At 72.5% G+C, this 14,419-nt stretch carries 15 protein-coding genes; 8 read left to right on the forward strand and 7 right to left on the reverse strand.

Annotated features, from left to right (window positions below):
* Positions 1 to 37: 37 nt before the first annotated feature.
* From ACQUQD_RS31400 to ACQUQD_RS31425, 6 genes are all read right to left on the reverse strand, one after another.
* On the reverse strand, positions 38 to 793 hold the full coding sequence (locus ACQUQD_RS31400; protein ID WP_428955532.1) for an SDR family oxidoreductase: 756 nt from the start codon (positions 791 to 793) through the stop codon (positions 38 to 40).
* A gap of 5 nt (positions 794 to 798) precedes the next feature.
* Positions 799 to 2,592: a glycoside hydrolase family 15 protein gene (locus ACQUQD_RS31405; protein WP_428955533.1), complete on the reverse strand. Its 1,794-nt coding sequence runs from the start codon at positions 2,590 to 2,592 to the stop codon at positions 799 to 801.
* Positions 2,593 to 2,669: 77 nt separating this feature from the next.
* Positions 2,670 to 3,467, reverse strand: a complete 798-nt coding sequence (locus ACQUQD_RS31410) for an SURF1 family cytochrome oxidase biogenesis protein (RefSeq protein ID WP_428955534.1) — start codon at positions 3,465 to 3,467, stop codon at positions 2,670 to 2,672.
* Positions 3,468 to 3,544: 77 nt separating this feature from the next.
* On the reverse strand, positions 3,545 to 3,778 hold the full coding sequence (locus ACQUQD_RS31415) for a hypothetical protein (RefSeq protein ID WP_255966985.1): 234 nt from the start codon (positions 3,776 to 3,778) through the stop codon (positions 3,545 to 3,547).
* Between the two features lie 63 nt (positions 3,779 to 3,841).
* Positions 3,842 to 4,852, reverse strand: coding sequence for a DEDDh family exonuclease (locus tag ACQUQD_RS31420; protein WP_428955535.1), 1,011 nt, complete (start codon positions 4,850 to 4,852; stop codon positions 3,842 to 3,844).
* Positions 4,853 to 4,919: 67 nt separating this feature from the next.
* Positions 4,920 to 5,546, reverse strand: a complete 627-nt coding sequence (locus ACQUQD_RS31425) for a TetR/AcrR family transcriptional regulator (protein ID WP_428955536.1) — start codon at positions 5,544 to 5,546, stop codon at positions 4,920 to 4,922.
* A gap of 142 nt (positions 5,547 to 5,688) precedes the next feature.
* Between ACQUQD_RS31425 and ACQUQD_RS31430 the strand changes: the two genes are divergently transcribed.
* The 8 genes from ACQUQD_RS31430 (at position 5,689) to ACQUQD_RS31465 (ending at position 13,386) form a co-directional block, all read left to right on the forward strand.
* On the forward strand, positions 5,689 to 6,486 hold the full coding sequence (locus ACQUQD_RS31430; RefSeq protein ID WP_428955537.1) for an acetoacetate decarboxylase family protein: 798 nt from the start codon (positions 5,689 to 5,691) through the stop codon (positions 6,484 to 6,486).
* Positions 6,486 to 7,370: an SDR family NAD(P)-dependent oxidoreductase gene (locus ACQUQD_RS31435; protein WP_428955538.1), complete on the forward strand. Its 885-nt coding sequence runs from the start codon at positions 6,486 to 6,488 to the stop codon at positions 7,368 to 7,370. The genes ACQUQD_RS31430 and ACQUQD_RS31435 overlap by 1 nt, the downstream gene beginning before the upstream one ends.
* Positions 7,371 to 7,391: 21 nt before the next feature.
* Entirely contained in the window at positions 7,392 to 8,681 is a 1,290-nt protein-coding gene (locus tag ACQUQD_RS31440) for an amidohydrolase family protein (RefSeq protein WP_428955539.1), read from the forward strand.
* On the forward strand, positions 8,678 to 9,913 hold the full coding sequence (locus ACQUQD_RS31445; protein ID WP_428955540.1) for an amidohydrolase family protein: 1,236 nt from the start codon (positions 8,678 to 8,680) through the stop codon (positions 9,911 to 9,913). Before ACQUQD_RS31440 ends, ACQUQD_RS31445 begins: the two co-directional genes overlap by 4 nt.
* Positions 9,914 to 9,937: 24 nt before the next feature.
* Positions 9,938 to 10,663 carry a VIT1/CCC1 transporter family protein gene (locus ACQUQD_RS31450; RefSeq protein WP_428955541.1) on the forward strand — a complete coding sequence of 242 codons (726 nt, stop codon included), beginning with the start codon at positions 9,938 to 9,940 and terminating at the stop codon, positions 10,661 to 10,663.
* 83 nt (positions 10,664 to 10,746) lie between these two features.
* Positions 10,747 to 11,631, forward strand: coding sequence for a sterol desaturase family protein (locus tag ACQUQD_RS31455; protein ID WP_428955542.1), 885 nt, complete (start codon positions 10,747 to 10,749; stop codon positions 11,629 to 11,631).
* Complete coding sequence (locus ACQUQD_RS31460; protein ID WP_428955543.1) at positions 11,628 to 12,302, forward strand: lysoplasmalogenase; 675 nt, start codon at positions 11,628 to 11,630, stop codon at positions 12,300 to 12,302. The genes ACQUQD_RS31455 and ACQUQD_RS31460 overlap by 4 nt, the downstream gene beginning before the upstream one ends.
* 40 nt (positions 12,303 to 12,342) lie before the next feature.
* A complete protein-coding gene (locus tag ACQUQD_RS31465) occupies positions 12,343 to 13,386 on the forward strand; it encodes a zinc-dependent alcohol dehydrogenase family protein (protein ID WP_428955544.1) in 1,044 nt (347 codons plus the stop codon).
* A gap of 15 nt (positions 13,387 to 13,401) precedes the next feature.
* Here the strand turns inward: ACQUQD_RS31465 and ACQUQD_RS31470 are convergent, their stop codons facing one another.
* On the reverse strand, positions 13,402 to 14,394 hold the full coding sequence (locus ACQUQD_RS31470) for a CopD family protein (protein ID WP_428955545.1): 993 nt from the start codon (positions 14,392 to 14,394) through the stop codon (positions 13,402 to 13,404).
* Between the last annotated feature and the right edge of the window lie 25 nt (positions 14,395 to 14,419).

Here is a 14,419-nt window from a genome sequence, read left to right on the forward strand (position 1 = left end):
CGACGGGGCACAGCCCGGTGCCCAGGAACGAGACCGGTCAGAACCCGTGCCGGTACCCACCGTCGACGGGCAGCATGACCCCGGTCAGATACGAGGCCGCGGGGGACAGGAAGAAGGCGGCGGCCTTGCCGAACTCGTCCGGGGTCCCGTACCGCCGCAGCGGAATCCGCGACTCGTTGGCCTTCCGGGTCGCCTCCGGATCCGCCGACATCCCGTCCAGCTCGCGGACGCGATCCGTGTCGATGCGCGCCGGAAGCAGCCCCACGACCCGGATCCCGCGCGGCCCCAGCTCGTCCGCGAGGGACTTGGCGAACCCGGCGAGACCGGGCCGCAGCCCGTTCGAGATGGTCAGCCCCGGGATCGGCTCGTGCACGGAGCCGGAGAGCACGAACCCGATGACACCGCCCTCGCCGAGCTCGGCCGCCGCCGCCCGCGCGAGCCGCACCGCGCCGAGGAACACCGACTCGAACGCGGTCTGCCACTGCTCGTCCGTGTTGTCCGCGACGAACCCGGGCGCGGGCCCGCCCACGCTGACCAGAATCCCGTCGAACCCGCCGAACTGCTCGCGCGCGGCGCCGATCAGCCGCTCCGCGACCTGCGGATCGGCGTTGTCGGCGGCGACCCCCAGCGCGTTCGGGCCGAGCGCGGCCGCCGCGTCCTTGACCTTCTGCTCGTCCCGTCCGGTGATGACGACCTTCGCGCCGTCGGCGACGAGCTCACGCGCGGCGGCGTTGCCGAGGCCACGGGTGGCGCCTGTGACTACGTAGACACGGTCCTTCAGTCCAAGATCCATGGCTCCTATCCTGCCTCTCCGCTCCCGGCGCCGCCGAACAGGGTCAGCGCGGTGGTCACCAGGCCGATGTGGCTGAACGCCTGCGGGAAGTTGCCGAGCAGGTGACCCGCCTCGGGGTCGTACTCCTCGGCGAGCAGCCCCACGTCGTTGCGGAGCGCCACCAGCCGCTCGAACAGCTCGCGCGCCTCCTTCGTGCGCCCCGTCATGTGCAGCGCGTCCGCCAGCCAGAACGAGCAGACGAGGAAGGTGCCCTCCTGCCCCGGCAGGCCGTCGACGGTGTGGTGGTCGAGGGTGTAGCGGCGGACGAAGCCGTCCGCCCCCAGTTCGTCGCGCACCGCGTCGACGGTGCCGATCACGCGCGGGTCGTCCGCCGGCAGAAAGCCCACGCGGGGGATGAGCAGCGTCGCCGCGTCCAGCTCCGTGGAGCCGTAGTACTGGGTGAAGGTGCCCCGTTCGGTGTCGTAGCCGTGCTCGCACACGTCCTGGTGGATGGCGTCGCGCAGCTTGCGCAGCCGGTCGGGATCGCCGGGCAGCCGCGGGTCGTCCTCCAGGGCGCGCACGGTGCGGTCGGCGGCGACCCACGCCATGACCTTCGAGTGCACGAAGTGACGGCGCGGCCCGCGCACCTCCCACAGCCCCTCGTCGGGCTCGCGCCACGCGTCGTGCAGGAAGTCCAGGAGCGCCAGTTGCAGCCGCCAGGCGTGGGGCTGGTCGGGCAGTCCCGCGCGGCGGGCCAGCGCCAGCGAGTCGACGACCTCGCCGTACACATCGAGCTGCAACTGGTGCACGGCGTCGTTCCCGCTGCGTACGGGACGCGAGTCACGGAACCCGTCCAGCCAGGACAGCTCCTGCTCGGGCAGCCGCCGCTCGCCCGACAGGCCGTACATGATCTGCAGCTTCGCCGGGTCGCCGGCGGCCGCCCGCAGCAGCCAGTCGCGCCAGGCCTCGGCCTCGTCCAGATATCCGGCCGAGACCAGCGCGTTCAGGGTGAGCGTGGAGTCGCGCAGCCAGCAGTAGCGGTAGTCCCAGTTCCGTACACCGCCGATCTCCTCCGGCAGCGAGGTGGTGGGCGCGGCGACCATGCCGCCCGTCGGCGCGTACGTGAGCGCCTTGAGAGTCAGCAGGGAGCGGAGCACGGCGTCGCGGTGCGGGCCCTCGTAGTGGCACCGCTCGGACCACGCCTGCCAGTCCGCCAGGCTGTGCCGCAGCGACTCGTGCGGGTCGACGAGGTCCGGGCGCGGCTCGTGCGAGGGGTGCCAGGTCAGGACGAAGGCGACCGTCTCGCCCGCCTCGACGGTGAACTCGGAGTGGGTGCCGAAGGACTCGCCCCAGGTGTGCACCTCGGGTTCGCTGCGCAGCCACGCCGAGTCGGGGCCCGCCACGGCCACCCGGTGCCCGTCGCTGCGGCGCACCCACGGCACGACGTTGCCGTAGTCGAACCGCAGCCGCAGGGTGCCGCGCACGGTGACGCGGCCGCTGATCCCCTCGACGATCCGGACGAGATCGGGTGCCTTGTCGCGCTGCGGCATGAAGTCGGTGATCCGGACGTGGCCCTCGTCGGTCTCCCACTCCGTGTCCAGGACCAGCGAACCCGGCCGGTAGGCACGGCGCGTACAGGCGCCGGCGCCCTTGGGGGCCAGGCGCCAGTGGCCGTTCTCCTCGTCGCCGAGCAGCGCGGTGAAACAGGCCGGTGAGTCGAAGCGGGGCAGACAGAGCCAGTCGACAGAGCCGTCCCGGCCGACCAGGGCCGCGGTCTGTTCGTCGCCGATGAGGGCGTAGTCCTCGATATGTGGGTGCACGCGGTCCGGGTTCCCGGCGTCCGTGCGCGGCAATCCAGGACGGGACCGGCCGGGTGATCAGCGCGGCAGGCCGGGCGCTACACGGCGGCCGGTGCGGACTCCTGCGCGGCCTGCTCGGACTCCGCCCTGCGGCGTCGGTCGCGCAGCTCGCGCCGGACCAGGACCACCCAGCCGACCGGTACGGCCGCGGAGAACAGCCACCACTGGTACGCGTACGCGTAGTTCAGCGCGGAGTCCTCCTTGCCGGGCTTGCCGATCAGCTCCGGGGTGTCGCCCTTGGGTTCGGGGGCCGTCTGCGCCACGTAGCCGCCGAGCACCCGGGCGTCGAGGCGCTTGGCCTCCTGCTCGCTGTTGACCAGCATGATCTGCCGGTCGGGCAGCCCCTTGAGGTTCTTGATGCCGCTCGCCGCGGTCGTCTCGTCGGGCATCAGCCGCCCGGTGACGGTGACCTCGCCGCGGGGCGGCGCGGGGATCTTCGGGAAGGTGCTCTGGTCGGTGTCGTCGTCCGGGATCCAGCCCCGGTTGACCAGGACCACCTTGCCGTCGTTCAGCACGAACGGGGTCAGCACGTGGTAGCCGACCTCGTCGTTGGAGTTCACGCGGCGCCGCACGACGACCTCGTCATCGGTGTCGAAACGGCCCGTCGCCGTCACGGCGTGGTACCGCTGGCCGGTGGTGACGGTGTGCCCCGGCGACGTCAGCCCCTCCACGGGCACCGGCTTCGCCGACAGCGCGTCCGTGACCAGCTGGTTCCGGGCGGCGCGCTCCTCGTAGCGGTGCATCTGCCAGATGCCCAGCCGGATCATCGTGGGGATGAGGACGAGGGCGAGCAGGGTGAGGATCACCCACTGCCGGGTCAACAGGAAGCGGTACACCCCATGACCGTACCGCTAGGCCATGGGGTGATTTCAGCGGGGTGCGCCCGGTTGGGGAGGGCGGCTGCGCCGGGGCGTCAGACCTTGTCGACGATGCCCACCTTCCCCTCCGCGCGGGAGCAGTGCGCCCCGCAGAACCAGTGCCCGTCGACCTCGACGCCCTGCCCGATGATGCGGCACCGGCAGTGCTCGCAGATCGGTGCCATGCGGTGGATGGCGCAGGAGAAGCAGTCGAAGACGTGCACCGCGCCCTGCGCGTGCACCTCGAAGGACATGCCGTAGTCGTTTCCGCAAACCTCACAACGTGCCATGCGCCACAGGGTGGGCGCCGGGGCTCCGCCAGGCGAGCGGGCGCGGGGCGAGTCGCCCCGCAATCACCCGTCTGTCGCTCGGGCCCCGCCCGCCGGCGCCGCGTCCGCCACGTCCTGCAGCAGCTGTCCGAACGCGGCCTCGTCCACGACGGGCGTCCCGAACTGCTTCGCCTTCACGACCTTCGACGTGTACGAGTCCGGGTCATTGGTCACCAGGAGGCTGGTCAGCCGGGACAGGCTCGTCGCCACATGCAGCCCCGCGTCGACCGCCCGGTCCTCCAGCAGCTCCCGGTCGGTCGAGGTGTCCCCGGAGAACGCGACCCGCATGCCCTGCTTGAGCGGTTTGCCCGGCTCGTACCGGCCGGGGTTCGGGTACGGGCAGGCCGGCCGCTTGCGCGCGGGGCGCCAGCTGCCGCCACCGCCGCCGCGGTAGGAGGACGCCGACTGACGCGGCACCGACGACGAGTCCGACCACTCCGTGAGCGGGCGGCACTCCAGGAGCGGCAGCCGCACGTTCCCCTCGGCGGCCGCCCGCAGGCTCGGCCGGAACGCCTCCGCGAGCACGCGCGCGTCGTCGAGCGCGTGGTGCGCGCGCTCCTGCACGACACCGAAGTGCGCGGCCAGCGACTCCAGCTTGTGGTTGGGCAGCGGCAGGCCCAGCTCCTTGGACAGCGCGATGGTGCACAGCCGCTGGCGCACCGGGGCGGTCCGCCGGGCGCGCGCGTACTCACGGGCGATCATCGACCAGTCGAACACCGCGTTGTGCGCGACCAGGACACGGCCGTCCAGGCGGGCGGCGAACTCCTCGGCGATCTCCGGGAACAGCGGCGCGCCGTCCAGGACGTCGGTCGTCAGACCGTGGATCCACACCGGACCCGGATCGCGCTCCGGGTTGACCAGCGTGTACCAGTGGTCCTCGACCTCGCCCTGCGCGTCGAGGCGGTAGACGGCGGCCGAGATTATCCGGTCGTCCCTGGAGAGGCCGGTGGTCTCCACGTCGACGACCGCGTATCCCTTCGGGTACGCGGTCGGCCAAGGGGCTGCGGACGCAGCGGTCGGGCGGTCTTCGAGCATGGTCCCTGAGGATACGGGCCGTCACTGACACTCCGGTCGCCGCCCGCCCCGAAACCGGCCGCCGGCGTCAAGTGCCCGTCTCCAGGAGGGACTTCACCAGCGCCCGGACGGAGGTGATGAACAGCCGCTCCGGATCCACCGGCGCGGCGAGCGCCCGGACGAGGGCCCGGTCGTCCTCGGCGGCGGCCGTGCCCGCCCACAGATCCTCCTCGCCGGGGCGCTGCACGGGCGCCCGCTCGCGGTTCCGCTCGACCAGGACGTGCCCGACGACCTGGAACTGCACCACACGCACGGCCTCGGCGGCGCGGGCCCCGCGCAGCCCCGCCGCGTGCACCTCGTGCACCAGGGCCTGCTGCGCGGGCAGGAACATCCGCTCGGTGAGGCCGCGCTCGTGGACCATCGCCACCAGATGCGGATGCGCGCGCAGCTGGCGGCGGAGCGTCCGCGCGACCGAGACGACCCGCTCCTGCGGGGTGCCGCCGCGCGGCCGGATCTCGCCGAGGTCGGCGACCGTGCGCTCCACGAGGGCGTCCAGCAGCGACTCGCGGTTGCCGACGTGCCAGTAGATCGAGGTGACCGCCGTGCCCAGCTCGGCCGCGAGCTTGCGCATGGTCAGCGCCTGCGGGCCGTCCTGCTTGACCAGGGCCGCGGCGGCGGCGAGCACCTCGTCGCGGGTGAGCGGCGCGCGCGTCATGGATCGCCCCCCTCTTCCGGTGTTCCCGTTCCGGCCGGTGCACGTGTCTTTACCCTTCATCGGCGTCGGTGTAACTGTGTTACAGGCGCCTCGCGAACGACCCCCGGAAAGTCACCTCTGGCTTCAGGAAGGGCGGTACGACATGGCACGCGTACGGTACGGAGCGCGCACCGAGGCGGAGATCGCCGCCGCGCGCACCGCGAGCAGCAAGCTTCCCGACATCTGGTCCACCGGCGTGGTCGCCGTGTGGGAGTCCGACCCGGACACGGTGGCGGCGGTGCTCCCGCCGCCGCTGAAGCCCACCGCGCGGCCGCTGGTGCGGGTCAACATCAGCAAGGTCGACCTGCCGGGCTATCCGCTGGGCGCGGGCTCGGTCGCCGTCGCCGCCGAGCACGGGGGAGTGGAGGGCTGGTATCCGCTCGTCATGCCGATGACGCACGAGCGCGCCCTGATCGGCGGCCGTGAGGTCTTCGGCGAACCGAAGAAGCTCGGCGACGTCACGGTGGAGCGCGACGGGCTCGTGGTGCGGGCGGCCCTGGCCCGGCACGGCATCGAGTTCGTGGAGGTGCGCGGCGCGGTCAGCGAGAGCCTGCCGCTGCCGGAGCCGACGCAGAAGACGGACTTCTACTTCAAGTTCCTGCCCGCGGTGGACGGTTCGGGGTTCGACGCGGACCCGGTCCTCGTGCACTGCGTACGCAACGAGAAGGTCAGGAAGCTGGAGCGGATCACCGGGGACATCGTGCTCCGCGAGTCCATGTACGACCCGATCGCCGACCTTCCCGTACGCACGCTCGTGGAGATCACCATCGGCGAGAAGACCACCGACCAGAAGGGCCGGGTCGTCGAGCGGGTCAGCGGCCAGGCCCTGCTGCCGTACATCCATCAGCGCTACGACGACCCGCAGCAGATCCTCGACGGGCCGCCCGAGGGGAGCGCCTGATGCGGCTGGAGGCGGGGCAGGTCGCCGTCGTCACCGGCGCGGCGAGCGGCATCGGGCTCGCCCTGGCCCGGCGGTTCGCGGCGGACGGCCTGAAGGTCGTGCTCGCGGACGTGGAGAAGGGCGCCCTGGAGAGCGCGGCCGAGGCGCTGCGGGCGGACGGGGCGACGGTGCACGCGCGCGTGGTCGACGTCGGTGAGCGCGAGCAGGTCATGGCCCTCGCCGAGGACACGTACGCCACCTTCGGCGCCTGCCACGTGCTGTGCAACAACGCGGGCGTCGGCTCGGGCGCCGAGGGCCGGATGTGGCAGCACGAACCCAACGACTGGAAATGGGCGTTCGACGTCAACGTGTGGGGCGTCTTCCACGGCGTCCAGGCGTTCGTGCCGCGCATGATCGAGAGCGGTGCCCCCGGGCACATCGTCAACACCTCCTCCGGGGACGGCGGGATCGCACCGCTGCCGACGGCCTCCGTGTACGCGGTCACCAAGGCGGCCGTCGTGACGATGACCGAGTCGCTGTACGCGCATCTGCGGGCGGAGCACGCGCGCGTGGGCGCCTCCGTGCTGTTCCCGGGGCCCCACATGCTGCGTACGGGCCTGTGGGAGTCGCACCGCAACCGGCCCGACCGGTTCGCGAAGGAGCGCCCCCGCAAGACCCCGTACCGCAGCCTCGACCAGTGGGAGGCCGCCATGAAGGAAGCCGGCCGCGAGGTCGAGTTCACGCCCGTGGAGGAGGTCGCGGACCTCGTCGCGGAGGGCATCGCGGCGGACCGGTTCTGGCTGCTTCCCGAGAGCGAGCACAGCGACCGGCAGATCCGGGCCAGGTCGCAGTCGATGCTGGACCGGGCGAACCCGGCGTACCTGGAGAGCTTCATTCTCGACTGAGGGACGACAGAGGGACATCCGATGACGGCTCAGCAGAACGACCCCTACCTGATCATCTCCTCCGACTGCCACGCCGGACTGCCCACCGAGGAGTACCGGCCCTATCTGGACAGCCGTTTCCACCGCGCCTTCGACGCCTTCCTCGGCGAGCGGGACGCCCGCCGCGAGGAGGCGACCCGGCTCGGCATCCGCAACGACGCGTTCGCCGCCAAGTGGTTCTCCGACAACGAGGAGGGGCTGCGCGGCGGCTGGGACGCGGCGCAGCGCCTCAAGGAGCTCGACGGCGACGGGGTGGCCGCCGAGGTCGTGTTCCCCGACGCGGACGCCGTGGACAGCCAGACGGCGGCGCCCTTCGGCGTCGGGCTCGGTCTCTCCGGCGACCAGGACCCCGAGCTGGGCATGGCGGGCGCGCAGGCGCACAACCGCTGGCTCGCCGAGTTCGTGGCGCAGAACCCCGAACGGCACTGCGGTGTCGCCCTGCTGCCCATCACGGCCGACCCGGACAAGGTCGTCGCCGAGGTGCACCGCGCCAAGGAGTCGGGGCTCGGCGCCCTGATGATCCCCTCCATGTGGGTGGACAAGGACCCGTACCACGCGAGCCGTTACGACCCCGTGTGGGCGGCGGCCGCCGAGTGCGCGATGCCCGTCGTGACGCATTCGGGCGCGGCGCCGCGCCACGAGTACGGCGACCATCTCGGCATCTACGTGAGCGAGGTGACGTGGTGGCCCGCCCGGCCGCTCTGGTTCCTGCTGTGGTCCGGCGTCTTCGAGCGGCACCCTGGGCTGAAGTTCGGCATCGCCGAGTCGGGCTGCTGGTGGCTGCCCAACCTGCTGTGGTTCATGGACCGCCTCTACCTGGGCGCACACGGGGGCAAGAAGCTCTCCCCGTTCGCCGAGCTGAAGCGCCCGCCGCACGAGTACCTGGACCGGCAGGTCTTCATATGCGCCACCAACACCAAGCGCCGTGAACTGGCCCAGCGCTACGAGATCGGCGTCGACAACATCCTGTGGGGCAGCGACTTCCCGCACCCCGAAGGGACCTGGCCCGACACGCGCGCGTGGCTGAAGAAGACCTTCCACGACATCCCCGTCACCGAGACCCGCCGGATGCTGGGCCTGGCCGCCGCCGAGGTGTTCGGCTTCGACACCGAGAAGCTGGCCCCGCTCGCGGCCCGCATCGGACCGACCCCGGCCGACCTCGGCCAGGACGCCGACCAGAGCGCCGTCGAGGCGTCCTGGGCGCGCTCGCGCGACGTCGGCCGGCACTGGCTGACCGACCATGACTTCCCGGCCCTGGGGGTGACCCCGTGACCGCACCCACGGACCGGTACACGGTCATCTCGGCGGACTGCCACGCGGGCGCCGATCTCCTCGACTACAAGCCCTACTTGGCGGCACGGCACCACGAGACCTTCGACGCGTGGGCGGCCACCTACGTGAACCCCTACGAGGACCTGCTCGCCGACACCGCCGACCGCAACTGGAACTCCGGCCGGCGCGTCGCGGAGCTGGAGCGCGACGGCATCGTCGCCGAGGTCGTCTTCCCGAACACGATCCCGCCGTTCTTCCCGTCCGCGTCCCTGATGGCGCCCGCGCCCACCCGCGAGGAGTTCGAGCAGCGCTGGGCCGGCCTGCGCGCCCACAACAGGTGGCTCGCGGACTTCTGCGCCGCCGCCCCCGGCCGCAGAGCGGGCGTCTTCCAGATCCTCCTCAACGACGTCGACGAGGCCGTGAAGGAGATCCGCTGGGCCGCCGACGCGGGCCTCAAGGGCGGCCTGCTGCTGCCCGGTACGCCACCCGGCTCGGGCCTTCCCGAGCTGTACTCGGCGACGTACGACCCGATCTGGCGGGCCTGCGCCGAACTCGGCGTCCCGGTCAACCACCACGCGGGCTCGGCGTCCCCGCCGCTCGGCGACGAACCGGCCGCGCGCGCCGTCTTCATGGTCGAGACGACCTGGTTCTCGCACCGCGCCCTGTGGCACCTGGTCTTCGGCGGCGCCTTCCGCAAACACCCCGACCTCAAGCTCGTCCTCACCGAGCAGGGCTCCGGGTGGATCCCCGGGGTGCTCGACATGCTGGACTACTACCACGGACGCCTGGTGAAAGCCGCCACGAGGGCGAACACGGCGGAGTCCAAGTTCGGTGCGGGGCTCGCCGATTCGATGGGCAAGGGCCCCTCCACCGTATGGCGGGAGAACTGCTACGTGGGCGCGAGTTTCATGCGCCCCCATGAAGTGCCCCTGCGGGACCGCATCGGCCTCGACAAGATCATGTGGGGCAGCGACTACCCGCACGACGAGGGCACGTACCCGTACACGCGCGAGGGCCTGCGCATCGCCTACGCGGGCCTGCCCCGCGACGAGGTCGCCGCGATGGTCGGCGGCAACGCGGCCCGCGTCTACGGCTTCGACCTCGCCCTCCTCGACCCGATCGCGGCCCGCGTCGGCCCCACGGTCGCCGAGATCGACGAGCCCCTCAAGGAGCCGCCGGTCGACGCGACGAGCCCGGTGTTCGCGACGGGAGGGTCGGTGCGGGTCTGGTGAGGGGGCGGCTGTCATGCTCGCCCCGTGACCGAACCAGCGCAGACCGAACGGACCCATGACGAAGCCCACGGCGGCGCGCTCGGCTCGCGGCTCAACTGGCTGCGCGCCGCCGTCCTCGGCGCCAACGACGGCGTGGTCTCCACCGCGGGCCTCGTCGTCGGCGTCGCCGGGGCCACCGACGACCGCTCCACGCTGCTCACCGCCGGACTCGCCGGGCTGCTCGCCGGGTCGATGTCCATGGCCGCGGGCGAGTACGTCTCCGTGTCCACACAGCGCGACTCCGAGAAGGCCGCCATCGACCTGGAGAAGCGCGAGCTGAGGGAACAGCCGGAGGCCGAACTGGAGGAGCTCACCGACCTGTTGGAGGAGCGCGGGCTCAGCCGGGAGGTGGCGCGCGAGGCCGCCGAACAGCTCACCGAGCGGGACGCGCTGCGCGCCCACGTCAGCGTCGAACTCGGCATCGACCCCGACGACCTCACCAACCCCTGGCACGCGGCCTGGGCCAGCTTCCTCGCGTTCACCGCGGGCGCCCTGCTCCCGCTGCTCGCCATCGTGCTGCCGCCCACCGGGTGGCGGCTCCCGGTCACCGTGGTCTGCGTCCTCGTCGCCCTCGCGCTCACGGGATGGAGCAGCGCCCGCTCGGGCAACGCCGCCGTCCGCCCCGCGGTGGTGCGCAACGTGGCCGGGGGAGCGCTGGCGATGGCGGTCACGTATGCGGCGGGTTCCCTGCTCGGAGCGGCGGGCGTGTGACGTCCGCGCCGGGGGTACCCGCGGTAATACTTGTCGGTAACAACCCCTAGCCGTCACCTGCCCCGGGACCTTACGGTGCCCCCATGTCGTCGCCGAACCTGCCCGATGTCGTGCTCTGGTCGATACCCGCCTTCGTGCTGCTCACGATCGTCGAGATCGTGAGCGTACGGATCCATCCCGACGAGGACGCCGCCGGGTACGAGACCAAGGACGCGGCGACCAGCATCACCATGGGCCTGGGAAGTCTCGTCTTCGACTTCCTCTGGAAGATCCCGATCGTCGCGCTCTACACCGCGGTCTACGAACTGACGCCGCTGCGCGTGCCCGTGCTCTGGTGGACGATCCCGCTGATGCTCCTCGCGCAGGACTTCTTCTACTACTGGTCGCACCGCGGGCACCACGTCATCCGCATCCTGTGGGCGTGCCACGTGGTGCACCACTCCAGCCGCAAGTTCAACCTGTCGACCGCGCTGCGCCAGCCCTGGACGAGCGTCACCTCGTGGCCGTTCTACCTGCCGCTCATCGCCTGCGGCGTGCACCCGGCGGCCCTCGCGTTCTGCTCGTCGGCCAACCTCGTCTACCAGTTCTGGATCCACACCGAGCGCATCGACAAGCTGCCCCGCCCGATCGAGTACGTCTTCAACACGCCCTCCCACCACCGCGTCCACCACGCCTCCCAGGGCGGCTACCTGGACCGGAACTTCGGCGGCATCCTCATCGTGTGGGACCGCCTCTTCAAGTCGTGGGTGGGCGAGGCCGAGCGGCCGGTGTTCGGGCTCACCAAGAACATCAGCACCTACAACCCGCTGCGCGTCGCCACCCACGAGTACGCGGCGATCGCCAAGGACCTGAAGGCGGCGACCAGTTGGCGCGAGCGCGCCGGGCGGGTCTTCCGCGGTCCCGGCTGGCAGCCGGAGCCCCTGAGCACGCCGAACGCCCCGCAGAAGGTCACCGAGGGCGCCGCGTGACCCTGTCCCGGGCTCTGCGCGCCGGTTTCCTCGCCGTGTGCGCCGTCGATCTCGGCGCGCTCCTCGCCGGAGCGGACGCGGTGCACACCGCCGTCAAGCCGCTGCTCATGCTCGTCCTCGTCGCCTACGTCGTCGCCAGTGGCGGACCCCGGCTGCTGTGGGCCGCCCTGCTGTGCGGGTGGGGCGGCGACGTCCTGCTGCTGTTCGACCAGGACGCCGCGTTCCTCGCCGGCATGGGCTGCTTCGCCGCCGGGCACGTCTGCTACCTCGTGCTCTTCCGGCGGCACGGCCGGCCACGCGCGCGTGGCCGCCTGCTCGGCGCCGGGTACGCCGTCGTGCTCGTCGCCATGATCGGGTCGCTGTGGCCGGACCTGCCCGCGGGCATGCGAGGGCCCGTCGCCGCGTACAGCGTGCTGCTGACCGCCATGGCGTACGGCGCCTCGCGGCTCGGAACGGTCGCGGGCGTCGGCGGCGCCCTCTTCCTGCTCTCCGACGCGCTCATCGCGATGGGCATCGCCGACTGGCCGCGCCTGCCGCCGGCCGACTTCTGGATCATGCTGACGTACGTGGCGGCCCAGTACCTGCTGGCCCGGGGCGTGCTCGGGGAGCGGGCCGTGCCGGATGCGGCGTACCGTGAAGGGCGCGCCGAGACCCGGCGCACCCATCACTGACCTGCACCTACTGCACTGATCTGCACAAAGGACCACCCCCATGCGCGCCACCACCATCCACGCCCCGTACGACATGCGGGTGGAGGACGTCCCCGAGCCCGTCGTCGAACTGCCCACGGACGCCGTCGTCCGCGTGCTGCGCGCCTGCATCTGCGGCAGCGACCTGTGGGCCTACCGGGGCGAGGCCGCCCGGCAGCCGGGCCAGCGCATCGGGCACGAGTTCCTCGGCATCGTCGAGGAGACGGGCTCCGAGGTGTCCACGCTCAGGCGCGGCGACCTGGTCGTCGCGCCCTTCATGTGGTCGGACGGCGTGTGCGACTACTGCCGCGAGGGCCTGACCACGTCCTGCGAGCACGGCGGCTTCTGGGGCGCGGTCGGCCACGACGGCGGACAGGGCGAGGCCGTACGCGTCCCGTACGCCGACGGCACCCTCGTGCAGCTGCCCGCCGACGCGGCCTCCGACGACCACCTGCTCTCCGCCCTCCTCACGCTCTCCGACGTGATGGGCACCGGCCACCACGCGGCGCTCGGCGCGGGTGTGCGCAAGGGCGCGACCGTCGCCGTCGTCGGGGACGGCGCGGTGGGCCTGTGCGGCGTCCTCGCGGCCAAGCGGCTCGGCGCCGAGCGGATCATCGCGCTCGGGCGCCACGAGGTGCGTACGGACATCGCCCGGCGCTTCGGCGCGACCGACGTCGTCGCCGAGCGCGGCGACGCGGCCGTCGCGGCGATCCGTGAACTCACCGGCGGCCAGGGCGCGCACGCCGTGATCGAGGCCGTCGGCACCGAGCAGTCCATGAACACCGCCGTGAACATCACCCGCGACGGCGGCGCCATCGGTTTCGTCGGCGTCCCGCACGGCAGCGGCACCGGCCTCGACCTGAGCGTCATGTTCGACCGGAACATCGCGCTGCGCGGCGGCGTCGCCCCCGTCCGCAGCTACATCCCGGAACTGCTGCCCGACGTCCTCGACGGCACCATCGACCCCTCGCCCGTCTTCGACATGACCGTCGACGTCGAAGGCGTCCCGGACGGCTACAAGGCGATGGACGAGCGCACCGCCCTGAAGGTCCTCGTCACCAACTGAGCCCGGACCGGCGGCTCACCAGCGGATCGGCAGCGGCAGCGCCGTGAGCACCGCCGACACCGCCACGACGACCGCCAGCACCACGACCTCCGCGCGCGCGGGAACGTACGCACTCGTGCGGTCCCGCGCCCCGCGCAGGCGCAGCCGCGCCACCAGGGCGAGCACCGCGACGACGGCCACGAGCAGCACCTTCGCCAGCAGGGTGCGCCCGTAGGCCGTCGTCGTCAGCTGGTCGAGGACGGTGCCCGGCGGCATCCGGCGCAGCGTGCTGCACACCCCCGTCGCGGAGATCGCCGCGAGCAGCAGCGCGGCCACGCACGCGTAGCGGCCGAGCAGCGCCGTGCCCGCTTCCGGGGCGGTCGAACGCCAGGCACGCAGCGTGCGCAGCACATACAGCAGGCCGCCCGCCCACAGCGCGGCGCACGTCAGATGGACGAGGGTGAGCCCCGACCCGACGAGCGGGGTGTCCTCGACGGGCGGATGGGCGCGCAGCGCCTCCCCGACGGCCACGGCAGCCAGCGGCAGCAGCGCGGTCGCCGGGCGGCGCGAGCGGGCGCACAAGGCGGCCACCAGGAAGGCGTTGACCTCCACCAGGGCGAGCGTGCCGTCCCGCGTCCCGTACAGGCCGCCGATGTCCAGGGCGGCGAGGCTGTGCGGGATCAGGTTCCCGGAGGCCACCACGGCGGCCAGCCCGAGCGCGGCCGCGAACCCCGACCAGGCCGCGTACGCCGACCAGGCGCGCGGCGCCTCCTGCGCGGGCGCCGCCCTGCGCGCGAGGAGCCCGGCGAACACCTCGCCGGCCTGCACGCTCAACGCAGCGAACAGCACCGTGCGCAGCAGCGCGATCCCCCCGACGCCGGGCGCCGCCGCCTCACCCGTGCCGTCGAGCGCCGCCCGCGGCCCGAACAGCGGGATCAGCGCGGCGGCGGCGACGAGCACGAGCACGGCGACGGCAGACCCGGCGCCGGGTCTGCGAACGGACACGTCCGCCCCCGCGGGTGCGGACATCTCGGTGGAGGGTGGTATCGAACTC

Source organism: Streptomyces sp. cg35 (genome assembly GCF_050410835.1).
GTDB lineage: Bacteria > Actinomycetota > Actinomycetes > Streptomycetales > Streptomycetaceae > Streptomyces.